This is a genomic window from Streptomyces qaidamensis (genome assembly GCF_001611795.1).
Lineage (GTDB): Bacteria > Actinomycetota > Actinomycetes > Streptomycetales > Streptomycetaceae > Streptomyces > Streptomyces qaidamensis.
In genome coordinates this window covers 7,195,517-7,218,135 of the sequence record NZ_CP015098.1, presented here as the reverse complement: position 1 = coordinate 7,218,135, position 22,619 = coordinate 7,195,517, and the positions used below count along the sequence as shown (strand labels likewise).

The window sequence follows — 22,619 nt, the reverse complement described above, 5'->3', positions numbered from 1 at the left end:
CGGGAGGCCCTCGCAGGAGTACGGGCACCTGACCGCCGACGCCGCTCCTCTAGTACCTGACCAGACCTGACTCAAGAGCGGCAGGTGGAGATCAGGGCCACATTCTCGGCGAGGGAAAGGTCACAGCCGCGCCCACTGCTGCTCCTTCGTGTCCGTGACCTAGCATCCGAGCATGACGGTCCTGCCTGACGACGGGCTCGAGCTGGCCGGCGAATTCCCTGACGTGCCCCACGAGCAGTGGCAGCGCCTTGTGGCGGGTGTCCTGCGCAAGTCGGGCAAGGACGTGGAGGGCGCCGAGGCCGAGGAAGCCCTGTCCACCGCCCTGGAGGACGGGTTGCGCACCCGCCCCCTCTACACCGCCCGTGACTCCGCGCCGGAGCCGGGCCTGCCCGGGTTCGCGCCTTTTGTGCGCGGCGGCCGGGCCGAGGGGAACACCCTCGGCGGCTGGGACGTACGGCAGCGGCACACGGTGGCCGACAGCGGACCGGTGCTGACGGACCTGGAGAACGGCGTCACCTCCCTCTGGCTGGGCGTGGGCGGCTCCGGCATCCCGGTGCCGGAGCTCGGCCGGGTGCTCGACGGGGTCCATCTCGACCTCGCCCCCGTCGTCCTCGACGCCGGGCCCGACACCGAGGACGCCGCGCGGGAGTTGCTGCGGCTGCACGAGGAGCGCGGTGTCGCCCAGGACAAGGCGCGCGGCAACCTGGGCGCGGACCCGCTGGGCCACGAGGCCCGCAGCGGGCAGCAGGGTGACTTCGCGCCGGCGGCCGGACTCGCGCGGCTGTGCGCCGAGGGGTACCCGGGGCTGCGGGCACTGACCGTGGACGCGCTGCCGTACCACGAGGCCGGTGGCTCGGCCGCCCAGGAGCTGGGCTGCTCGCTGGCCACCGCGGTGGCGTACCTGCGGGAGCTGACCGGGGCCGGGCTCAGTGTCGAACAGGCCTGTGCGCAGCTGGAGTTCCGGTACGCGGCGACCGCCGACCAGTTCCTGACGATCGCCAAGCTGCGGGCCGCGCGCCGGCTGTGGGCCCGGGTGGCCGAGGTCTGCGGGGCGCCGCGCGCGGGGGCGCAGCTCCAGCACGTGGTGACGTCGCCGGTGATGATGACGCGCCGCGACCCGTGGGTGAACATGCTGCGCTCGACGATCGCCACGCTGGCCGCCGGCGCGGGCGGGGCCGACGCGGTCACCGTGCTGCCCTTCGACCACGCCCTCGGCCTGCCGGACGCCTTCGCGCGCCGGATCGCCCGCAACACCTCCACGATCCTCATCGAGGAGTCGCACCTGGCCCGGGTGATCGACCCGGCGGGCGGCTCCTGGTACGTGGAGCGGCTCACCGACGAACTCGCGCACGCGGGCTGGGAGTTCTTCCGGCGCATCGAGCGGCTCGGCGGCCAGGCGGCGGCCCTGCGCTCCGGGGACCTCGCGCGGGACCTGGCCGAGACCTGGCAGGCACGCACCGGCAGGCTGGCCAAGCGGCGCGAACCCATCACCGGTGTCAGCGAGTTCCCGTTCCTCGCGGAGAAGCCGGTCGTGCGGGAGAGCGCGCCCGAGCAGCCGTCCGGCGGACTGCCGCGGGTGCGCCGTGACGAGGCGTACGAGGCGCTGCGCGCCCGCTCCGACGCCCACCTCGCCGCGACCGGCTCCCGGCCCCGGATCTTCCTCGCCGCGCTCGGCCCGGCCGCCGCCCACACCGCGCGGCTCACCTTCGCCTCGAATCTCTTCCAGGCGGGCGGCATCGAGCCGGTCACGGAGGGCGGCTTCGAGGAGAGCGGTGCGAGCGAGGCCGTGCTGTGCTCCAGCGACGCGCTGTACGAGGAGCAGGCGGAGGCGGTGGCCGGGCGGCTGAAGGCCGCCGGTGCCGCGCACGTGTTCCTCGCCGGGCGGCCCGGGGACCACCCCGGTGTCGACGGTTACGTCTTCGCGGGCTGTGACGCCGTCGCCGTGCTGTCCGCCACCCTCGACCGCATGGGAGTGTCCTGATGGGAATCCCCGACTTCTCCGGGATCGAACTGGGGATGCCGGCCCCGGACGGCGGCGCCGACGAGTGGCGCACGGCGGTCAAGAACGCCTCCGGCGGGGACGACCTGCTGTGGGAGACCCCCGAGGGCATCGCGGTCAAGCCGCTGTACACGGGCCGTGACCTGGAGGGCCTGGACTTCCTGGAGACGTACCCGGGCGCTGCGCCGTATCTGCGCGGCCCGTACCCGACGATGTACGTCAACCAGCCCTGGACGATCCGCCAGTACGCCGGCTTCTCGACGGCCGAGGAGTCCAACGCCTTCTACCGGCGCAACCTCGCGGCCGGCCAGAAGGGCCTGTCGGTCGCGTTCGACCTGCCCACGCACCGCGGGTACGACAGCGACCACCCGCGGGTGACCGGTGACGTCGGCATGGCGGGCGTGGCCATCGACTCGATCTACGACATGCGGCAGCTGTTCGACGGGATCCCGCTGGACAGGATGACGGTGTCGATGACGATGAACGGCGCCGTGCTGCCGGTGCTGGCGCTGTACATCGTGGCGGCGGAGGAGCAGGGCGTACCGCCCGAGAAGCTGGCCGGGACCATTCAGAACGACATCCTCAAGGAGTTCATGGTCCGCAACACCTACATCTATCCGCCGAAGCCGTCGATGCGGATCATCTCCGACATCTTCGCGTACACCTCGCAGCGGATGCCGCGCTACAACTCCATCTCCATCTCCGGCTACCACATCCAGGAGGCGGGTGCGACGGCCGATCTGGAGCTGGCGTACACGCTCGCTGACGGCGTGGAGTACATCCGGGCGGGCCGTGAGGCGGGCCTGGACGTGGACGCGTTCGCGCCCCGGCTGTCGTTCTTCTGGGCGATCGGCATGAACTTCTTCATGGAGGTCGCCAAGCTGCGGGCGGCGCGCCTGCTGTGGGCGAAGCTGGTCAGGCAGTTCGACCCGCAGAACGCCAAGTCGCTGTCGCTGCGCACCCATTCGCAGACCTCGGGCTGGTCGCTGACCGCGCAGGACGTCTTCAACAACGTCACGCGCACGTGCGTCGAAGCCATGGCGGCGACCCAGGGCCACACGCAGTCGCTGCACACCAACGCCCTCGACGAGGCGCTCGCGCTGCCCACCGACTTCTCGGCGCGCATCGCCCGCAACACGCAGCTGCTCCTCCAGCAGGAGTCCGGCACGACCCGCGTGATCGACCCGTGGGGCGGCAGCGCGTACGTGGAGAAGCTGACGTACGACCTGGCCCGGCGGGCCTGGCAGCACATCGAGGAGGTCGAGGCCGCGGGCGGCATGGCCAAGGCCATCGACGCGGGCATCCCGAAGCTGCGCATCGAGGAGGCCGCGGCCCGCACCCAGGCCCGGATCGACTCGGGCCGCCAGCCGGTCATCGGCGTCAACAAGTACCGGGTGGAGACCGACGAGCAGATCGACGTCCTGAAGGTCGACAACTCCTCCGTGCGGGCGCAGCAGATCGAGAAGCTTCGGCGGCTGCGCGCGGAGCGGGACGAACGGGCCTGCCAGGACGCGCTGGACGCGCTGACCCGGGCCGCCGGCGGTGAGGGCAACCTGCTGGAGCTGGCCGTGCACGCGGCCCGCGCGAAGGCGACCGTCGGGGAGATCTCCGACGCCCTGGAGAAGGTGTACGGCCGGCACGCGAGCCAGATCCGTACGATCTCCGGCGTGTACCGCAACGAAACCGGAGAGTCCCCGAGCGTGGACCGCACCCGCACCCTGGTGTCCGCCTTCGAGGAGGCCGAGGGCCGCCGCCCGCGCATCCTGGTCGCCAAGATGGGCCAGGACGGCCACGACCGCGGCCAGAAGGTGATCGCCACCGCCTTCGCCGACCTCGGTTTCGACGTGGACGTCGGCCCGCTGTTCCAGACGCCGGCCGAGGTGGCCCGGCAGGCCGTCGAGGCGGACGTGCACATCGTCGGCGTCTCGTCGCTCGCGGCCGGTCACCTCACCCTCGTCCCGGCGCTGCGCGAGGCGCTGGCCGAGGAGGGGCGCGAGGACATCATGGTCGTGGTCGGCGGGGTGATTCCGCCGCAGGACGTGCCGACGCTGCTGGAGATGGGCGCGGCGGCCGTCTTCCCGCCCGGGACGGTGATCCCGGACGCGGCGTACGACCTGGTGCAGCGGCTGTCGGACGGTCTCGGGCACGACCTGTGATCGATGTCGACGCGTATGTGAAGGGCGTGCTCGACGGGAAGCGGGCGATCATCGCCCGTGCCATCACGCTCGTCGAGTCGACGCGGCCCCAGCACCGGGCGCTGGCCCAGGAGCTGCTGACCGCGCTGCTGCCGCACAGCGGCCGGGCCCGGCGGATCGGCGTCAGCGGGGTGCCGGGCGTGGGCAAGTCGACGTTCATCGACGCGTTCGGCACGCTGCTGACCTCGCTCGGGCACCGGGTCGCGGTCCTGGCCGTCGACCCGTCCTCCAGCCGTACGGGCGGCTCGATCCTGGGTGACAAGACCCGGATGGAGCGCCTGGCCGTGGACCCGGCGGCGTTCGTGCGCCCCTCCCCCACGGCGGGCACGCTGGGCGGGGTCGCGAAGGCCACCCGCGAGTCGATCGTGGTGATGGAGGCGGCCGGCTACGACGTGATCCTGGTGGAGACGGTCGGCGTGGGCCAGTCCGAGACCGCGGTCGCGAACATGGTCGACACGTTCCTGCTGCTCACCCTCGCCCGCACGGGCGACCAGCTCCAGGGCATCAAGAAGGGCGTGCTGGAGCTGGCCGACGTGATCGCCGTCAACAAGGCGGACGGCCCGCACGAGCGGGATGCCCGGGCCGCCGCGCGCGAACTGGCGGGCGCCCTGCGGCTGATGCACGGCAAGGACGCGTTCTGGACGCCGCCGGTGCTGCACTGCAGCGCCCGCGAGTCGACCGGTCTGGACACGGTGTGGGAGCGGCTGGAGCAGCATCGCACGCTGCTGGACTCCACGGGCCGGCTCACCGCGAAGCGCCGCGACCAGCAGGTCGACTGGACCTGGAGCATGGTCCGCGACGAACTCCTCGGTCGGCTGCGGGCCGACCCGGCGGTACGGGCTCTGGCGCCCGTGCTGGAGCAGCGGGTCCGGGAGGGCGAGCTCACCCCGACGCTGGCCGCCGAGCGGATCCTCGGCGCGCTCGGCGGCTTTGAGGCTGCGGGTTCCTGAACCGGAAGACCCCGGACGACACCGCAAGGCAACCGGGACAGCGATTTCGCATACCCGGCTTGCATGACTATGCAAAGTGATACATACTCTTTCTATGTCCAAGGTCCTCACCTCCCTGCCCGCCGGCGAACGCGTCGGCATCGCCTTCTCGGGCGGTCTCGACACCTCCGTCGCGGTCGCGTGGATGCGCGACAAGGGCGCCGTCCCGTGCACCTACACCGCCGACATCGGCCAGTACGACGAGCCCGACATCGCCTCGGTGCCCGGCCGTGCCAAGACCTACGGGGCCGAGATCGCGCGCCTGGTCGACTGCCGTGCCGCGCTGGTCGAGGAGGGCCTGGCGGCGCTGACCTGCGGCGCGTTCCACATCCGCTCGGGCGGGCGGGCGTACTTCAACACCACCCCGCTCGGCCGCGCCGTCACCGGCACGTTGCTGGTGCGGGCGATGCTGGAGGACGACGTCCAGATCTGGGGCGACGGCTCGACCTTCAAGGGCAACGACATCGAGCGGTTCTACCGCTACGGCCTGCTCGCCAACCCGCACCTCAGGATCTACAAGCCCTGGCTGGACGCGGCCTTCGTGACCGAGCTCGGCGGCCGCAAGGAAATGTCCGAGTGGCTGCTGGCGCACGGCCTGCCCTACCGGGACAGCACGGAGAAGGCGTACTCCACGGACGCCAACATCTGGGGCGCCACCCACGAGGCCAAGACGCTGGAGCACCTGGACACCGGCGTCGAGACGGTCGAGCCGATCATGGGCGTCCGGTTCTGGGACCCGTCGGTCAAGATCGCCGCCGAGGACGTGACGATCGGCTTCTTCGAGGGCCGCCCGGTGTCGATCGACGGCAAGGAGTTCGCCTCCCCCGTCGACCTGGTGATGGAGGCCAACGCCATCGGCGGCCGGCACGGCCTCGGCATGTCGGACCAGATCGAGAACCGGATCATCGAGGCCAAGAGCCGCGGCATCTACGAGGCCCCGGGCATGGCCCTGCTGCACGCCGCCTACGAGCGGCTGGTCAACGCGATCCACAACGAGGACACCCTCGCCCAGTACCACGCCGAGGGCCGGCGCCTCGGCCGGCTGATGTACGAGGGCCGCTGGCTGGACCCGCAGGCGCTCATGATCCGCGAGTCGCTCCAGCGCTGGGTCGGCGCCGCCGTCACCGGCGAGGTGACGCTGCGGCTGCGGCGCGGTGAGGACTACTCGATCCTCGACACCACGGGCCCGGCGTTCAGCTACCACCCGGACAAGCTGTCGATGGAGCGCACCGAGGACTCCGCGTTCGGTCCGGTGGACCGCATCGGCCAGCTCACCATGCGCAACCTCGACATCGCCGACTCGCGCGCCAAGCTGGAGCAGTACGCCGGCATGGGCCTGATCGGCACCGGCAGCCCCACCATCGGCGCCTCCCAGGCCGCCGCGACCGGGCTGATCGGCACCATGCCGGAGCTGCCGCAGGGCGGCGCCCAGGCCATCGCCTCCCGGGGCGAGGTCTCGGAGGAGGACGCCTGGCTGGACCGGGCCGCGATGGAGTCCGGCACGGACTGACCGCCGGCACCGCCGCGAGGTCGGCCCGACAGACGTCGGGCCGGCCTCGCGGCGTTTCGGATCCCGGTTCCGCTCTACCGGTCGAGGGCGGTCGCGCCTTCGGCGGACACCTCTTGCGGCAGGCACCCCTCGACCCCCAGCTCCTGCCCCATGGCGAAGGCGTCGACCCGCTCGGAGGCGCTTCCGTGGTCTCCCTCCTTCGTCCAGGGGGTCTTGTCGGCGTCGCGGACGAGGGCCGTATGCACCTCGTCGACATCCCCCGGCTCGAAGACGACCGTTCCGTCCTGCGCGGCACCCTCCAGTTCCGCACCGGCCAGGCAGTCCGCCTGCAATTCACCGTCCACCGACTGAAGTTCCGCGTCGAGGCGGTTCTGTATCGCATGACCCCACTCGTGCGCGACGACCAGGTACACGAAAGCGTCTCCGTACTCGTAGCCGAAGCGCATGAGGTCGGTGTCCCAGGCGACGTAGTCCTCGTCGTCCGTGCTGCAGTAGACGGCGTTGTCATCGGCCAGCGGTTCCCCGTCGCAGGTAGGGACGTTGGGAGAAGCGCCGTCGTACTCGCCCAGGACAGCGGGCGGAACGTACGTCTCCGTGAAGAACTCGGACCAGTGAGCTTCCCAGTAGGCGTCGACGCCCTGCACCGCTGTCTCGATGTCCTGGGTCATCTCGTCGTCCGGCGCGGAGAAGGCGTAGCCACCCGAAACGGCCAGTAAGGCGGCGGTCAGTCCCGCGCACACCCGCATCCGATACCGATGGACCATGGTTGACTCCGCAACAAGACGATGTCGCAACGCGGCTGCGCCAGTTGGCGCGTGCCGGGCGCAGCCCTGGTGCCTCCCCATCAGTCAACGCCGATACGTCGCCGACCGCATCCCCACACCCCGTGCCCCGCCGGCCCGTACCGGCGGGGCACCGCGCTCAGCGCGACGAGCCGGCCATCTCCGGAACCGGTGCGTCCAAGGCGTCGAGGCCGCGCAGGATGTCCTCGACGCGTTGCTTGGCGTCGCCGAAGAGCATCTGGGTGTTGTCGCGGAAGAACAGCGGGTTCTGCACGCCCGCGTACCCGGCGGCCATGGACCGCTTGAAGACGATCACGTTGGCCGACTCCCACACGTGCAGCACCGGCATCCCGGCGATCGGGCTGGACGGGTTGTCGGTGGCGGCCGGATTGACCGTGTCGTTGGCGCCGATGACCAGCACGACCGAGGTCGCGGCGAAGTCGTCGTTGATCTCGTCCATCTCCAGGACGATGTCGTACGGCACGTTCGCCTCGGCCAGCAGCACGTTCATGTGCCCGGGCAGCCGCCCCGCCACCGGATGGATACCGAAGCGCACCTCCACGCCCCGTTCACGCAGCTTGCGCGCCAGTTCGGCCACCGGATACTGCGCCTGGGCGACGGCCATGCCGTACCCCGGCGTGATGATCACCGAGGTGGCGTTGCCCAGGAGTTCCGCGGTCTCCTCGGCGTTGATCTCCCGGTGCTCGCCCTGCTCGCCCTCGTCTGCGGCTGCCGACGGGGTCCCGAAACCTCCGGCGACCACCGAGATGAAGGAGCGGTTCATCGCCTTGCACATGATGTACGACAGGTAGGCGCCGGAGGAGCCGACCAGCGCGCCGGTGACGATGAGCAGGTTGTTGGCGAGCAGGAACCCCGAGGCCGCGGCGGCCCAGCCGGAGTAGCTGTTGAGCATCGAGACCACCACCGGCATGTCACCGCCGCCGATCGAGGCGACCAGGTGCGCGCCGAGGGCGAGGGCGATCACGGTGACCGCGATGAGCAGGCCCATGTTCGGGCGTGCCACGAACGCGGCGGTGAGCGCGACGAAGGCGACGAGCGCGCCGATGTTGAGGACATGCTTGCCGGGCAGCGTCAGCGGGCGGGAGTTGATGCGCGCCGACAGCTTCAGGTAGGCGACGACGGACCCGGTGAAGGTGACGGCGCCGATGAACACCCCGATGAACACCTCGGCGTGATGGATGGCCAGCAGCGAACCGGACAGTTCGGCGTCGACGTCCAGGTAGCCGTTCCAGCCGACGAACGTCGCCGCCAGACCGACGAGGCTGTGCATGATGGCGATCAGCTCGGGCATGCCGGTCATCTCCACCACCCGGGCCCGCCACAGGCCGATCCCCGCGCCCAGAGCGGTGGCGACGGCGATCAGCACCAGCCCGGTCGTGGTGATGCTGCGCGAGGCGAGCCCGACCGTGGCGGCCAGGGCCACGACCATGCCCGCGATGCCCCACACGACTCCCGAACGGGACGTCTTGTGCTGGGAGAGGCCGGCGAGGCTGAGGATGAACAGCAGCGCCGCGACGACGTAGGCGGCCTGAGCGGCCGTGTCTGTGGTCATCCCTGATCAGCCCTTCGAGAACATGCCGAGCATGCGGCGGGTCACGGCGAATCCGCCGAAGATGTTGATGCTCGCCAGCAGGATCGCGGCGAACGACAGCACGGTCACGGCGGTGTCGCCCTGCCCGATCTGCAGCAGCGCCCCCACCACGACGATGCCGGAAATGGCGTTGGTCACCGACATCAGCGGGGTGTGCAGCGCATGGTGCACATTGCCGATGACGTAGAAGCCGATGACGATCGCCAGCACGAACACGGTGAAATGGCCCAGCAGTTCACTGGGCGAGAAAGCCGTCACCAAGAACAGCGCGAGCGCTCCGGCGCCGACCAGGGCGTAGGAGGACCAGGCCGGCCGGGGGGGCTTCGCCGGAGTCTGCGCAGGGGCCGGGTCCGGCTCCTTCGCCCCGGCGGGGGCGGGTGCGGCGGACACCTGGACCGGGGGCGGCGGCCAGGTTTTCTCGCCCTCGCGGACCACCGTCATCGACCGCTGCACCACATCGTCGAAGTCCAGCACCAGCCGGCCGTCCTTGCCCGGGGTGAGCAGCTTCATCAGGTTGACGATGTTCGTGCCGTACAGCTGCGAGGCCTGGGCCGGGAGCCGGCCGGGCAGATCGGTGTAGCCGATGATCGTCACGTCGTTGTCGGTGACGACCGCCTTCCCCGCGACCGTGCCCTCGACGTTGCCGCCCTGCAAGGCCGCCATGTCGACGATCACACTGCCGGGCTTCATACGCGCCACGTCCTCGGCGGTGATCAGCCGCGGCGCCGGACGGCCCGGAATGAGCGCGGTGGTGATGATGATGTCGACATCGGCGGCCTGCTCGGCGTAGAGCTGCGCGGCGAGCCGGTTGTAGTCCTCCGAGGTGGCCTTCGCGTAGCCATCGGTGCTCACCTCCTGCTCGGCGGTCACCGTCAGGAACTCCCCACCCAGGGAGCGCACCTGCTCGGCGACCTCGGGCCGGGGGTCGGTCGCACGGACCACGGCACCGAGGCTGCGGGCCGCCCCGATCGCCGCCAGCCCGGCAACGCCCGCGCCGGCCACCAGCACCTTGGCGGGCGGCACCTTGCCCGCGGCGGTCACCTGGCCGGTGAAGAACCGGCCGAAGGCATGTGCCGCCTCGACCACGGCCCGGTAACCGGCGATGTTCGCCATCGAACTGAGCACGTCCAGCGACTGCGCCCGCGAGATGCGCGGCACCGCGTCCATGGCGAGCACGGTGATCGGCCGCCGCGCCAACTCCTCGACCAGCTCCGGGTTGAGGGCCGGGCTGATGAGGGCGATCAGCGTCGCCCCCTCGCGCAGCCGGCCGGTCTCCTCGCTGGAGGGGCCGTTGACCTTGAGCACGATCTCCGCCTGCCACGGGTCGCCGAGTTCGGCGCCCGCCTCCTGGTAGGCCGCGTCGGAGAAGCGGGACGAGGCCCCCGCTCCCGGTTCGACGACCACGTCGTATCCGAGCGCGACAAGTCTCCCCACGGTGGCCGGCGTGGCCGCCACCCTGGTCTCGCCCGCAGTGGATTCGGCCGGTACGCCGATCCGCTGGGGTTGCGGTTCCGCTGGGACCATCGTGTGCCTCTCCCGTCGTTCGACTGCCTGTCCTCCTTGGTGCCCGCATCCTGCACGTTCGACGCGGCATCCGTGGCGGGCCGCGGTCACATGGCCGAGGAGGCCGTCCTCACACCGCCGAGGGGTTGCCAGGGAGAGCGATTCGGGGGTATCCGTGTGACCCCCGGGACGAGAGAGTCCTGTGATGCGAGGTAGGACCGCCGGGCGCAGACTGATGGCGTGAGCAGCACGCGCCCGGGGCGCGGCGACGCCGCGGCCCCCTCCCGATCCGCACCGCAGCAGACCGTCGCGCTGGCGGCGATGATGTTCGCCGTCGCCATGACCTTCATCGACCAGACCATCGTGTCGATCGCGGCCCCGGACATCGTCCGCGAACTGGGGCTGTCGTCCTCCGGTATGCAGTGGGTGGTCAACGCCTACCTGCTGGCCCTCGCGGCGTTCTTCGCCCTCGGCGGGCGCCTCGCCGACCTCTACGGGCCGCGCCGGGTCGTCGTCATCGGCACGCTGGTGTTCGTCGTCTCCTCGGTGCTGTGCGGCTGTGTGCCCGAGGGCGGCGCCGCACAGGCCTGGCTGATCGTCTTCCGCACCACCCAGGGGCTGGGGGCGGCACTGCTGTTCCCCGCGGCCCTGGCCGTGGTGGTCGCGGTGTTCCCCGTCGAGCGGCGCGGGCGGGCCCTCGCGCTGTTCTTCGGGGTCACCGGCGCGCTGACCGCCATCGGCCCGCTGCTGGGCGGCTGGCTCACGAGCTGGACCTGGCGGGCCGTGTTCTGGGTCAACGTGCCCGTGGCGATCGTGGCGCTGGTCCTCACGGCCATGGCGCACATCTCCGACCGGCGGCGCTCCGGCACCCTGGACGTCCCCGGCGCCGCCCTGATCGCGGCCGGCATGGGCCTGAGCGTGCTCGGGTTCCAGCAGGCCTGGTCCTGGGGCTGGGACAGCTGGGCGACCTGGGTGTGCATCGCGGGCGGCCTCGCGATCCTCGCCGGATTCGTCCGTTTCGAGCGGAAGGTGGAGCATCCGCTGATCGACCTGCGGGTCTTCCGGGACAGGGCGTTCACCGTGGACGTGGCGGTGCTGTTCTTCTCGATGCTCGCCTTCGTCCCGCTGTTCTTCTTCACCTCCGTCTACGCCCAGGTGTCCCTGAGCGCCTCACCGAACCAGGCGGCCCTGTTCCTGCTGTACTTCTTCGTCGGTTTCGCCATCGCCTCGCAGTGGGGCGGCCGGATCCTCGACAAGAAGGGCGCCCGCCCGGCCCTGAAGCTGGGCACGGCCGTGGGCTGCGTCGGCTTCGCCCTGTGGGCGAACAAGCTCACCGACCTGTCCATGCACGACCAGTGGCCCTACGCGGCCCTGGCCGGGGCCGGCATCGGCTTCGTCCTGGCGCCGGCCTCCACGGACGCCGTCAACCGGGCCATCGGCGCCTCGTACGGCGAGGTCACCGGCATCACCCAGACCGTGCGCAACTACGCGGCGAGCGTCGGCCTGGCCGTCTACGGCACGATCCTGACGCATGTGACGACGGACAAGGTGATGGGCACCCTGACGGGCAAGGGCATGTCCGCGGCGGACGCGGACACCGTGGCCCGCGACGTCACCGAGTCCATCACCGGCAGTGGCGACTCCCGTCCGCCCACCGGCACCGGCCCCGCCGCCGAGGCGACCCGGGAGTCGATGTCCGCGATCCGCATGGACTTCGCCGAGGCCAACCAGTGGGTGTTCTACGGCATGGCCATCGCCCTGGGCATCGGCTACCTGTGCGCACTGCGCCACCCGGGCGGCAAGGTGGACGCGAACGCGAAGGTGGAGGAACCGGCCGGGCAGGCCCGCTGACGCCGCGCGTCAGGTGAACGCCTCGTCCGTACGCGCCTGGATCTGTTCGGGGGTCAGGTCCTCGATCGTCTGGGAGATCATCCAGAGATGGCCGAACGGGTCGGCGAGCCGGCCCCCGCGCTGCCCGTAGTGCTGGTCGGCGACGGGATACACCACGGTCGCCCCGCCCCGCAGCATGGCCTCGGCCACGGCGTCGGCGTCGGACACGTCGAGGGCCATGATCACCGGGCTGCCGCCGAGGGACGCCGGTGCCGGGTCGCCCTCGTCGGCGTCCTTGACCGCGATCACCGAGCCGCCCAGCCGCAGCAGGGCGTGCACGATCCTCCCGTCCGGGCCGGTGTACCGCTCGATCTCCTCGGCACCGAGCGCGGCCCGGTAGAAGTCGATCGCCCGGGGGGCGTCGGGGACGACGAGCCGGGCGTAGAGCCGGGTGACGGTCTGCTGTGCGGATGTGTTCGTCATGCCTTCACGATCGCCGGGCCGGGGGAATCGTGGATTGTAGAAATCGGCCGGCCCGGGGCCGTTCACCCGTCCAGCGGCACGTGGTTGCGTTCGAGCGGCGAGCGCGGTGCGTACGCGGTCGGGGTGATCCCGGCCAGCGCGCGGAACTCGTGGATCAGGTGCGCCTGGTCGTGGTAGCCGCAGTCGGCTGCGAGCGCCGCCCAGTCCGGCGGCTGCGGCCCGGCGTTGACGCGGCGGAGGAGCCGCTGGAAGCGCCGCAGGCGGGCGTACCGCTTGGGCGCGAGTCCCAGCTGGTCGGTGCAGCGGCGGGCCAGCCGCCGGGCGGTCCAGCCCAGCCGGTCGGCGACCTCGGCGACGGGCGTGCCGCGGTCGAGCAGCGCGGCGGCGAGGCGGACCGCCGGGTCGGGCTCCAGGGGGCGTCGCGCCCGGGCCGCCAGGGCCGCCTCCAGCTCCCGCAGCCCGGCCCGCGGGCCCCCGGCGGCCATGGCCTCCAGCAGCCGCTCGCGCAGCACCGCGCCGTCCGTGCCCCACAGCTCGTCGAGCCCGACCAGGTCGTCGCGGACCGCGGAGAGCGGGGCGGTGAGGAAGGGGCGGGCGCCCGCGGGCCGGAACGCCACCCAGACGACGGCCCGCTGCTGCGCCGGGTCGATCAGGGCCGGCTCCGTGTACGGGCCGTGCAGGGCAGCGCCCCCGGTACGCCGGTCCGGGCCGCGCAGCGGGGAGGAGGACAGGGCGTCCCCGTCGAGGTTGACCAGCAGCTGTGCCCCGCCCGTCGGCAGGGCCAGCTCGGCGGTGTGCGCGAACCGCACCTCGGCATATCCCATCGCGCCGATCAGCGGAGCCAGGGCTCCCACGGACGGGCGGACGGTGAGCGAGACCGGCGTCCGCTCCGCCGCGGGAGCCGGGCGGGCCGGGCGGGTCATGGGTCCAGCGTACGGCCGGGCGACGCGGGTGCGGGAGCTACGCCGCCAGCCACACCGCCTGGTCCGGCTCCAGCACCCCGCCCTCGACGGGGCCGGCGGCCAGCAGCAGCGCGGTGTGCGCGGGCAGCTCGTACGGCGCTCCGGAGAGGTTGACCACGCAGACGAAGCCCGGCTCGCGGCGGAAGGCCAGCACCCCCTCGGGGGTGTCCAGCCAGGTCATGCCGCCGTCACCGAGGGCGGGGTGGTCACGGCGGATGCGCAGGGCCGCGCGGTAGAGCTCCAGCATGGAGGCGGGGTCGCCGGTCTGGGCCTCGACGCCGAGCCCCGCCCAGTCGTCCGGCTGCGGCAGCCAGGGCTCTGCTCCGGTGCCGAAGCCGTAGGGGGCCGCCGTGCCCGACCAGGGGATCGGGACGCGGCAGCCGTCGCGGCCGCGGTCGGTGTGGCCGGAGCGTTCCCAGATGGGGTCCTGGAGGGCGGACTCGGGCAGGTCCTCGACCTCGGGCAGGCCGAGTTCCTCGCCCTGGTAGACGTAGGCGCCGCCGGGCAGGGCGAGCATCAGCAGGGCGGCGGCGCGGGCGCGCCGGGTGCCCAGGGCGAGATCGAGCGGGCCCTCGGGTGCGTAGCGCGTGTCGACCGTCCAGCTGCGCTCCGCCGCCCGGCCGTAGCGGCTGGGGTGGCGCATGACGTCGTGGTTGGACAGGACCCAGGTGGCCGGTGCGCCCACCGCGCCGAGCATCGCGAGGGAGTCCTCGATGACGGCCCGCAGTTCCCCGGCGTCCAGGCGGCACATGAGGAAGTCGAAGTTGAAGGCGGTGTGCAGGCCGTCCGCCCGGACGTAGGCCGCGAGGCGCTCGGGGGTGTCCGCCCAGGCCTCGGCGACGAAGGAGCGGTCGCCGGGGAACTCGTCGGCGACCTTGCGCCAGGACCGGTATATCTCGTGCACCTCGTCGCGGTCCCAGTGCGGGTGGTCGAGGTGCCGGCGCACCTCCTCCCGGCGGGTGAGCGGCCCCAGCACCGCCGGTTCCGCGCGCGGCGGCAGGTCGGGCAGGTCCGGGTGCTTGATCAGCCCGTGGGCGACATCGATACGGAAGCCGTCCACGCCCCGGGCGAACCAGAACCGCAGGATCGACTCGAACTCCTCCCGTACCTCGGGGTGTTGCCAGTTCAGGTCGGGCTGCTGCGGCGCGAACAGGTGCAGGTACCAGTCGCCGTCGGGCAGCCGGGTCCAGGCCGGGCCGCCGAAGCAGGACACCCAGCCGTTCGGGGGCTGCGCCCCGTCGGGGCCGCGGCCGGGGCGGAAGACGTAGCGCTCGCGCTCCGGGCTGCCCGGGCCGGCCTCCAGCGCCGCGCGGAACCAGGCGTGCTGGTCGGAGGTGTGGTTCGGGACGATGTCGGGGATCACCCGGATCCCCAGCGCGTGCGCCTCCTCGATGAGCCGCTCGGCGTCGGACAGCGTGCCGAACAGCGGATCGATGTCCCGGTAGTCGGCCACGTCGTAACCGTGGTCGGCCATGGGCGACTTGTACCAGGGGTTGATCCAGACGGCGTCCACGCCCAGCGACTTCAGGTACGGCAGGCGCGAGCGGAGGCCGGCGATGTCGCCGACGCCGTCGCCGTTGCCGTCGGCGAAGCTGCGGATGTAGACCTGGTAGATGACGGCGCTGCGCCACCAGGGTGCGGTGAAGGACACGGTGGATCCGGCTCCTCGGGTGTGCGGTGTCTACTTGGCCGCGCCGGCGGTGAGCCCGGCGACGATACGGCGCTGGAAGAGCAGCACCATGACCACCAGCGGAATGGTGACGACGACGCCCGCGGCCATCTGGCTGCCGAACGGCGTCTGATAGGTCGTGGCGCCGGAGAACTTGGAGATGGCGACCGTGGCGGTCTGCATGCCGGGCTTGTTGGTCATCGACAGGGCGATGAGGAACTCGTTCCAGGCCGCGATGAACGTGATGATCGCGGTGGTGAAGATGCCCGGCGCCGCCAGCGGCACGATGACCTTGCGGAAGGCCTGGCCGCGGGTGCAGCCGTCCACCATCGCGGCCTGCTCCAGCTCGTCGGGCATCTGCCGGAAGAACGTGGTCAGGTTCCACACCGCGAGCGGCAGCGTGAAGGACATGCTGGGCACGATCATCGCCTGGTAGGTGTTGATCCAGCCGATGTCGGTGAACAGTTTCAGCAGCGGCACGACGATCGACACCACGGGGAACATCGACGTGGCGATGATCAGGGTGAGGATCAGCCGCTTGAAGCGGAACTCCAGCCGGGCCATCGCGTAGGCGGTGAACGTGGCGAGGACCAGCGACAGCGCCGTGGTGACACCGGCGACGGTCAGGCTGTTGAGGAGTGCCCGGGTGAATCCCTGGGCCGGGCCGAACACCGAGCGGTAGTTCGCGAAGGACACCGGGGACGGGAGCAGCGAGGTGCTGAAGACGTCGTTCGTGCTGCGCAGGCTGGAGACCAGCATCCAGTAGAACGGGGCCAGGCAGTAGGCGACCACCAGGGCGATGCCCAGATGGGGCAGCCACTGCCGCCACTTGGCGGTGAGGGTCATGCCGTCACCTCCCGTGCGCGGCGGCCGAGCATCCCGGCGGGCCGGCTCCTGCTCTTCTTCGTGCCGCCGGCGTCCCCGACGATGTCGGCGCCGAGCAGCCGTACGAAGGCGAGCGCGATGAGGAAGACGTACAGGAAGAGCAGGACCGCGTAGGCGGAGGCCGGGCCGAAGCGGACGTTGGACGCCTCGTTCTGGGCGAGCATCGACAGGGTTTCCACGGAGCCCTTCTGGGCGCCGATGAGGATGTAGGGCAGGTCGAACATGCGCAGCGCGTCGAGGCAGCGGAACAGCACCGCCACCAGCAGGGCGGGCTTCACCAGGGGCAGGGTGATGCGCCGGAACTGCTGGAGGGCGCTGGCCCCGTCGAGCCGGGCCGCCTCGTAGACCTCCCTGGGGATGACCTGGAGGCCGGCCAGGACGAGGAGCCCGATGAAGGGGGCGGTCTTCCACACGTCCGCGATGACGACGGCGACCTTGGCGGAGAAGCCGTCGGCGGTCCACAGCACTTGGTGGCCGAGGAGGACGTTGGCGATGCCGTCGGCGTTGAAGATCCACTTCCAGAGCAGGCCGGAGATGGCCGTCGGGATGGCCCAGGGCACCAGGATGCTCGCCCGGACCAGGCCGCGGCCCCGGAACGCCCGGTGCATGATCAGTGCCATGGCCACGCCGATCACCGTCTCCAGCGAGACCGTGACGACGGTGAAGCAGGTGGTGTTCCAGAAGGCGTTCCAGAAGCGGTCGCCGGCCTGAGTGAGGATGTCGGTGTAGTTCTTCAGTCCGACGAACGGCTCGGTGTCGCTGATGAACCCGGTCTTGGGGTCCAGGCCCTTGACCCCGTAGAGGGACTCGTCGAGCGCCATGAGCGTCGGGTAGAGGACGACGATCGTGAGGACCAGCAGCGTCGGGGAGACCAGGAGGGCGGCCAGGCGGCCCGCGCCGGCGGTGGCCCGGGGGCGGCGTCGTGGGCTCGCGGACGCGGGGGGCCGCCCGGGGCGGCGGGCGGCGGCCGTCCCGGGCCGGTGCGCGGTGGTGCCGGGCGGGATCGCGGTGTCGGCCATGAGCCACGCCCTCACTGAGCCGTCAGCTTCTGCAGGTCCGCCTGCAGGTCCTTCAGTGCCTGTCCGCTGCTCTTCTTGCCGGTGAGGGCGGCGTAGACCTCGTTCTGGACGGCGGCGGTGACATCGCCGTACTGCACGACGCGGGGGCGGGGCACGGCCTTGGTGATGGACTGCTTCAGGTCGGGCAGGTACGGGAACTGCTTGTCCAGCGCGGCGTTGTCGTACAGGTCGGCGTAGGGCGAGGCGAGGGAGGCGTTCTCCAGGAAGTAGGTCGAGCTCTCCTCGCTGGTGAAGAACTTCATGAAGTCCAGGGCGGTGGCCTTGTTCTTGGCGAAGGACGACAGGGCCAGGTTGGCCCCGCCGAGGCTGGAGGCGCCGGGGCCGTTCAGGCCGGGCAGGGGTGCGACGGCGAACTTGCCCTTGATGGCGCTCTTCTGCGCCAGGGAGTACACGTAGGGCCAGTTGTTCAGGAAGACCAGCTTGCCGGACTGGAACGCCTGCCGGCCGTCCTCCTCCTGGTAGGTGATGGCCTCCTTGGGGATCGTCCCGTCCTTGAAGGACTTGACGAGGAAGTCCAGGCCCTTCTTCGCCTGCGGGGTGTCGACGTCAGGCTTGCCGTCGGCGTCGACGATGCGGCCGCCGGCGGAGTTCACGGCCTCGGCGAAGTTCACGGTGAGGCCTTCGTACTTCTGGAACTGCCCGGCGTAACAGGACATGCTCTTCGCCTCGGGGAGCTTCTCCACCTTGGCGCAGTCGGCGGTCATCTGCGCCCAGGTGCTGGGGGGCCCGGTGACGCCGGCCTTCTTGAGCAGGTCGGTGCGGTAGAATAGCAGGCCGCCGTTGGAGCTGGCGGGGACCGCGTACAGCCTGCCGCGGTACTGGCCGGTCTCCACGACCGGCTTGAGCATCTTGCCGAGCGGGAACCGGTCCGCGGGCAGCGGCTCGATCCACTGGTGGGCGGCGAACTCGGACGTCCACACGACGTCGGTGGCGAGCACCGTGTAGGCGTCGGACTTCGTCTCCGCGTTCTGGATCATCTGCTGGCGCTGCGAGTCGGCGTCCGTCGGCAGCTGGATGAAGGTGACCTTCTCCTTGGGGTGGGCCTTGTTCCAGCGGTTGATGACGGTCTGGACGGTGCCGGTGGTGTCCTTGCCCGCGACGTAGGTGATGGGGCCGCGGCCCTTGAACGTGGCCGTCGCGGCCTGCGCCGACCCTCCCGAGCCGCCGCTGCCGCCGGACGAGCCGCAGGCGGTGAGGAGGAGTCCGACGGCGGTGAGCGCTGCGGAACACTGAATCGCTCTGGCGGTGCTGGTCTTCACTGTCGCTCCTGGTCTGACGAACCGAAGTCGTGTCTGTTCCCCCGGAATGGCTTTGGTCATGAGATTGCGTTGCCACGGCATTGCACTGCTAAAAACAGCAGTTCACAGCTGGTGTGAGGCGGCCCTCCGGGGCGACTTCGAACCTGTCGAGACAACGTTTGCACGCTAGAAGCGCAACCATCGAGAAGTCAATGCGGACCAACGTCGTAAGAAGGCAAGAATCCGGTGAGACAGCGCTGCCAACTGCAGCCGCCGGGTGCGGTGTCGGCGTGCTAGCGTTCGGCGCATGCCACCAGGTCAGCGGCACCCCACGATGGCTGACGTCGCGGAACGGGCCGGGGTGTCCACCTCCACCGTCTCGCGCACCCTGCGCGGCCTGTCCACCGTCTCCCCCGAGGTCCGCGCCCGGGTCGAACAGGCCGCCCGGGAGCTGGACTTCGCGGTCTCGCGCCATGCCGCGAGCCTGGTGACGGGCCGGACCCGCAACGTGGCGGTGCTGGTGCCCACCCTCAGCTCGTGGTTCATGGGCACGGCCCTGTCGGGCCTCGCGCGCGTCCTGCGGGCGGCCGGCATGGAACTGACGGTGTATGTGATCCCCGGCATGGCCGAACGCACCGCGTTCTTCGAACATCTCCCGGCCCGGCGCAACGCGGACGCGCTGCTGGTGTTCTCCTTCGACCTCACCGACGAGGAGACGGCCCGGCTGGACGACCTCGCCATGCCGGTCGTCTACGTCAGCCAGCACGTCGACGGACGCCCCAGCGTGTACGTCGACGACGTGGCGGGTGCCCTGCACGGCACCCGGCATCTGCTGAACCTGGGCCACCGCCGGATCGCCTACGTGCGGACCGAGGGCGCCTGCGGGTTCTCCTTCAGTTCGCAGGAGCGGCTGGTCGGGTACCGGCAGGCGCTGGCCGAGGCCGGCCTGCCCCTCGACGACGATCTGGTGGTCGCCACCCCGGCGGGCGACAAGCGGGGGGCGGCCGAGGCGGTCGGCCGGCTGCTCGGGCTGCGGGAGCCGCCCACCGCGGTCTTCGCCGAGCAGGACGAGGTGGCCGTCGCCGTGATCTGGACGCTGCGGGCGACACGGATCGAGGTGCCCGGGCAGATGTCGGTCGTCGGCTTCGACGACCAGCCGGTCGCGCAGTGGTTCGATCTGACCACGGTGGCCCAGTCGCCGTCGCGGATCGGGCAGGAGGCCGGTGAACTGGCACTGTCCCTCATCGACGACCCGGGCGCGGAGCGTGAGCGGCACCTCGTGCTGCCGACCCATGTCATCCCCCGGACCACCACGGCTCCGCCTCCCGCCCCGCGGGCGGAGCCTCAACTGCCGCCGGACTGAGGGAAAATCGCGGTGCCTCTACGGAGCCACGCCTAGACTCGGCCCGACACGAGGGGGCTGCCGTATGACCACCGGGGCGAACACCGTCGGAGACGTCTTCAGCGCGGGAGCGGAGGAGTTCCACCGCTGGTCCGGGGCTCTGTGGGACCCGGTGGGGGCCGCCACCGCCGAAGTGGCCGCTCCGGCCGCCGGCGAGTCGGTGCTGGACGCCTGCTGCGGGGCGGGGGCGTCGGCGCTGCCGGCCGCGCGGGCCGTGGGTGCGGCAGGGCGGGTGGACGCCGTGGACCTCGCGGCCGGGCTGCTGTCGATCGGCGAGCGCCGTGCGCGGGAGGAAGGCCTGGACAACCTCCGCTTCCATTGTCACGACGTCACCTCGTGGCCCGTGACCGGCGACGGCTACGACCTCGTGCAGTGTGCCCTCGGTGTGTTCTTCTTCCCGGACATGGACCGGGACGCCGCGGCCCTGACCCGGAAGGTGCGTCCCGGTGGCCGGTTCGTCGTGACGGTCTGGGAGAAGGGCGCGCTCGACGGCTGGCAGTCGGCGCTCCGGGAGGCCGTCCTGACGGAACGCGACCTCCCCCGCCCGCCGCAGCGGGACCAACTCGCCCGGATCGACACCGCGGACACCCTCGCGGCCTGGCTCCAGGACCTCGGCGGCAGCGTGCCCCGGGTCGTCCGGCGGCGGTTCGACACTCCGCTGTCCCCGGACACGGCCTGGGTCCTCGCCACCGGCAGCGGCACGCGCGGGATGCTCACCGGGCTCTCACCGGCCGCCGTGGAGCGGGTGCGCGCCGAGTTCACCACCCGGATCGCCGCGGCCGGGGTCACCGACCTCGACGTACGCATCCTCACGGGAACGGCACGCTTCACCGGCTGACCCGGTCGCCCCGGGGCCGGGCCGTTCGGCGTCCTCGTGCGTCACACCTGCGCGAACCGTTGACGACGGTGAGAGCCGCCCTTATCTTCTGACCACTTCTTGGCCGAATTCACGAACCATGTTCGAAATTACGCACAGAGGCGGCTCGCCCCCATCCCGATCACCCGCTGGAGAACCCCCTTGAGACGCATAGCCGTACGGCTGCTCCTGGCCGCCCTGATGGCCTTCGCGACCTGCCTGGCGTCGGCGCCCGCCCGGGCGGCCGTGCCCGACTCCCCCGCCGTCACCTACACGAACCCGATCGCGGAGAAGCGGGCCGACCCCCACATCTTCAAACACACCGACGGCTACTACTACTTCACCGCGACCGTCCCCGAGTACGACCGCATCGTGCTGCGTCGGGCGACCACCATCCAGGGCCTGAAGACGGCACCCGAGACGACCATCTGGACGAAGCACGCCAGCGGCGTGATGGGCGCCCACATCTGGGCGCCGGAGATCCACTTCATCGACGGCAAGTGGTACGTGTACTTCGCGGCGGGCGCCACCAACGACGTGTGGGCGATCCGGATGTACGTCCTGGAGGGCACCGGCACCAACCCGCTCACCGCCACCTGGACCGAGAAGGGTCAGATCAGGACCCAGTGGGAGAGCTTCTCCCTGGACGCCACCACCTTCGTCGTGAACGGCGTGCGCTACCTGGCCTGGGCGCAGCGCGACCCGTCGGTGAACAACAACACCGACGTCTACCTCGCGAAGATGGCCAACCCCTGGACGATCACCGGCACTCCGGTGATGCTGTCGCGGCCCACCTACTCCTGGGAGACCGTCGGCTACAAGGTCAACGAGGGCCCGGCCGTGATCCAGCGGGGCGGCAAGGTGTTCATGACGTACTCCGCGAGCGCCACCGACGCCAACTACTGCCTGGGCATGCTCACCGCCTCCGCCGGGGCGAACCTGCTCAGCCAGGCGTCCTGGAGCAAGAGCCCCACCCCGGTGTTCGCCAGCAGCGCCGCGACCAGCCAGTACGGCCCGGGCCACAACTCCTTCACGGTCTCCGAGGACGGAAAGAGCGACATCCTCGTCTACCACGACCGCAACTACAAGGACATCAGCGGCGACCCCCTCAACGACCCCAACCGCCGCACCCGCGTCCAGAAGGTCTACTGGAACGCCGACGGCACCCCGAACTTCGGCATCCCGGTGGCCGACGGCGTCACCCCGCAGCGCTTCTCCTCGTACAACTTCCCGGACCGCTTCGTCCGGCACTACGACTACCGGGCCCGGATCGAGGCGAACGTCACCAAGCTCGCCGACTCGCAGTTCCGCGTCGTGCCGGGCCTCGCCGGCAGCGGCACGGTCTCGCTGGAGTCGGCCAACTTCCCCGGCTACTACCTGCGGCACGAGAACTTCGAGGTGTGGCTGCGCAAGAACGACGGCAGTGCGCAGTTCGCGTCCGACGCGACCTTCCGGCAGCGTGCCGGGCTCGCGGACCCGGCGGGCGTGTCGTACGAGTCGTACAACTACCCGGGGCGATACGTCCGCCACTGGGAGTACCTGCTGAACGTGCAGGCGGTGAGCACCGCCACCGACCGGGCGGACGCCACCTTCTACGCCCAGTGACGGCACGGTAAATGCGCGTA

The 22,619-nt window shown here is 71.1% G+C and carries 17 protein-coding genes; 8 read left to right on the top strand and 9 right to left on the bottom strand.

Annotation, left to right across the window (positions count from 1 at the left end; translation table 11 throughout):
* The first annotated feature begins 172 nt into the window (after positions 1–172).
* The 4 genes from A4E84_RS31920 (at position 173) to argG (ending at position 6,693) form a co-directional block, all read left to right on the top strand.
* A complete protein-coding gene (locus A4E84_RS31920; RefSeq protein ID WP_062929870.1) occupies positions 173–1,981 on the top strand; it encodes a methylmalonyl-CoA mutase family protein in 1,809 nt (602 codons plus the stop codon).
* On the top strand, positions 1,981–4,155 hold the full coding sequence (scpA, locus tag A4E84_RS31915; protein WP_062929869.1) for a methylmalonyl-CoA mutase: 2,175 nt from the start codon (positions 1,981–1,983) through the stop codon (positions 4,153–4,155). Before A4E84_RS31920 ends, scpA begins: the two co-directional genes overlap by 1 nt.
* Positions 4,152–5,144 (top strand): methylmalonyl Co-A mutase-associated GTPase MeaB, encoded by a 993-nt coding sequence (meaB, locus tag A4E84_RS31910; protein WP_062929868.1) that lies wholly within the window; start codon positions 4,152–4,154, stop codon positions 5,142–5,144. The genes scpA and meaB overlap by 4 nt, the downstream gene beginning before the upstream one ends.
* Positions 5,145–5,238: 94 nt before the next feature.
* A complete protein-coding gene (argG, locus tag A4E84_RS31905; protein WP_062929867.1) occupies positions 5,239–6,693 on the top strand; it encodes an argininosuccinate synthase in 1,455 nt (484 codons plus the stop codon).
* Between the two features lie 74 nt (positions 6,694–6,767).
* Here the strand turns inward: argG and A4E84_RS31900 are convergent, their stop codons facing one another.
* From A4E84_RS31900 to A4E84_RS31890, 3 genes are all read right to left on the bottom strand, one after another.
* Complete coding sequence (locus tag A4E84_RS31900) at positions 6,768–7,457, bottom strand: neutral zinc metallopeptidase (RefSeq protein ID WP_079129194.1); 690 nt, start codon at positions 7,455–7,457, stop codon at positions 6,768–6,770.
* A 157-nt stretch (positions 7,458–7,614) separates the two neighbouring features.
* The gene (pntB, locus tag A4E84_RS31895; RefSeq protein WP_062929865.1) at positions 7,615–9,048 is read right to left on the bottom strand and encodes a Re/Si-specific NAD(P)(+) transhydrogenase subunit beta; all 1,434 of its coding nucleotides are present in this window, start codon (positions 9,046–9,048) and stop codon (positions 7,615–7,617) included.
* A gap of 6 nt (positions 9,049–9,054) precedes the next feature.
* Positions 9,055–10,611: a Re/Si-specific NAD(P)(+) transhydrogenase subunit alpha gene (locus A4E84_RS31890; protein ID WP_062929864.1), complete on the bottom strand. Its 1,557-nt coding sequence runs from the start codon at positions 10,609–10,611 to the stop codon at positions 9,055–9,057.
* A gap of 300 nt (positions 10,612–10,911) precedes the next feature.
* On the opposite strand from A4E84_RS31890, the gene A4E84_RS31885 reads away from it, so the two are divergent.
* Positions 10,912–12,441 carry an MFS transporter gene (locus tag A4E84_RS31885; RefSeq protein ID WP_062931683.1) on the top strand — a complete coding sequence of 510 codons (1,530 nt, stop codon included), beginning with the start codon at positions 10,912–10,914 and terminating at the stop codon, positions 12,439–12,441.
* Between the two features lie 9 nt (positions 12,442–12,450).
* Here the strand turns inward: A4E84_RS31885 and A4E84_RS31880 are convergent, their stop codons facing one another.
* The 6 genes from A4E84_RS31880 to A4E84_RS31855 form a co-directional block, all read right to left on the bottom strand.
* A complete protein-coding gene (locus A4E84_RS31880; RefSeq protein WP_062929863.1) occupies positions 12,451–12,903 on the bottom strand; it encodes a VOC family protein in 453 nt (150 codons plus the stop codon).
* A gap of 62 nt (positions 12,904–12,965) precedes the next feature.
* Positions 12,966–13,826: a helix-turn-helix domain-containing protein gene (locus A4E84_RS43860; RefSeq protein WP_062929862.1), complete on the bottom strand. Its 861-nt coding sequence runs from the start codon at positions 13,824–13,826 to the stop codon at positions 12,966–12,968.
* Between the two features lie 37 nt (positions 13,827–13,863).
* Positions 13,864–15,516, bottom strand: a complete 1,653-nt coding sequence (locus A4E84_RS31870; protein WP_062929861.1) for a glycoside hydrolase family 13 protein — start codon at positions 15,514–15,516, stop codon at positions 13,864–13,866.
* A gap of 30 nt (positions 15,517–15,546) precedes the next feature.
* Positions 15,547–16,380: a carbohydrate ABC transporter permease gene (locus A4E84_RS31865; protein WP_062929860.1), complete on the bottom strand. Its 834-nt coding sequence runs from the start codon at positions 16,378–16,380 to the stop codon at positions 15,547–15,549.
* Positions 16,377–17,438, bottom strand: coding sequence for a carbohydrate ABC transporter permease (locus tag A4E84_RS31860; protein ID WP_062929859.1), 1,062 nt, complete (start codon positions 17,436–17,438; stop codon positions 16,377–16,379). The genes A4E84_RS31865 and A4E84_RS31860 overlap by 4 nt, the downstream gene beginning before the upstream one ends.
* Positions 17,439–17,449: 11 nt before the next feature.
* Positions 17,450–18,757 carry an ABC transporter substrate-binding protein gene (locus A4E84_RS31855; protein ID WP_062929858.1) on the bottom strand — a complete coding sequence of 436 codons (1,308 nt, stop codon included), beginning with the start codon at positions 18,755–18,757 and terminating at the stop codon, positions 17,450–17,452.
* A 286-nt stretch (positions 18,758–19,043) separates the two neighbouring features.
* Here A4E84_RS31855 and A4E84_RS31850 point away from each other — a divergent pair, with 286 nt between their 5' ends.
* The 3 genes from A4E84_RS31850 (at position 19,044) to A4E84_RS31840 (ending at position 22,599) form a co-directional block, all read left to right on the top strand.
* The gene (locus tag A4E84_RS31850) at positions 19,044–20,099 is read left to right on the top strand and encodes a LacI family DNA-binding transcriptional regulator (protein WP_418082231.1); all 1,056 of its coding nucleotides are present in this window, start codon (positions 19,044–19,046) and stop codon (positions 20,097–20,099) included.
* 64 nt (positions 20,100–20,163) lie between these two features.
* On the top strand, positions 20,164–20,976 hold the full coding sequence (locus A4E84_RS31845) for a class I SAM-dependent methyltransferase (protein WP_063827525.1): 813 nt from the start codon (positions 20,164–20,166) through the stop codon (positions 20,974–20,976).
* Between the two features lie 180 nt (positions 20,977–21,156).
* Positions 21,157–22,599 (top strand): family 43 glycosylhydrolase, encoded by a 1,443-nt coding sequence (locus tag A4E84_RS31840; protein ID WP_418082230.1) that lies wholly within the window; start codon positions 21,157–21,159, stop codon positions 22,597–22,599.
* The last annotated feature ends 20 nt before the right edge of the window (positions 22,600–22,619 follow it).

Bases quoted from the DNA above. Each gene is read 5' to 3' on its own strand.
- pntB (WP_062929865.1), bottom strand. From the start codon at position 9,048: ATGACCACAGACACGGCCGCTCAGGCCGCCTACGTCGTCGCGGCGCTG.
- A4E84_RS31900 (WP_079129194.1), bottom strand. From the start codon at position 7,457: ATGGTCCATCGGTATCGGATGCGGGTGTGCGCGGGACTGACCGCCGCC.
- A4E84_RS31885 (WP_062931683.1), top strand. From the start codon at position 10,912: ATGATGTTCGCCGTCGCCATGACCTTCATCGACCAGACCATCGTGTCG.
- A4E84_RS31860 (WP_062929859.1), bottom strand. From the start codon at position 17,438: ATGGCCGACACCGCGATCCCGCCCGGCACCACCGCGCACCGGCCCGGG.
- A4E84_RS31880 (WP_062929863.1), bottom strand. From the start codon at position 12,903: ATGACGAACACATCCGCACAGCAGACCGTCACCCGGCTCTACGCCCGG.
- A4E84_RS31845 (WP_063827525.1), top strand. From the start codon at position 20,164: ATGACCACCGGGGCGAACACCGTCGGAGACGTCTTCAGCGCGGGAGCG.
- A4E84_RS31890 (WP_062929864.1), bottom strand. From the start codon at position 10,611: ATGGTCCCAGCGGAACCGCAACCCCAGCGGATCGGCGTACCGGCCGAA.
- A4E84_RS31850 (WP_418082231.1), top strand. From the start codon at position 19,044: ATGCCACCAGGTCAGCGGCACCCCACGATGGCTGACGTCGCGGAACGG.
- A4E84_RS31865 (WP_062929860.1), bottom strand. From the start codon at position 16,380: ATGACCCTCACCGCCAAGTGGCGGCAGTGGCTGCCCCATCTGGGCATC.
- A4E84_RS43860 (WP_062929862.1), bottom strand. From the start codon at position 13,826: ATGACCCGCCCGGCCCGCCCGGCTCCCGCGGCGGAGCGGACGCCGGTC.
- argG (WP_062929867.1), top strand. From the start codon at position 5,239: ATGTCCAAGGTCCTCACCTCCCTGCCCGCCGGCGAACGCGTCGGCATC.
- scpA (WP_062929869.1), top strand. From the start codon at position 1,981: ATGGGAATCCCCGACTTCTCCGGGATCGAACTGGGGATGCCGGCCCCG.
- A4E84_RS31920 (WP_062929870.1), top strand. From the start codon at position 173: ATGACGGTCCTGCCTGACGACGGGCTCGAGCTGGCCGGCGAATTCCCT.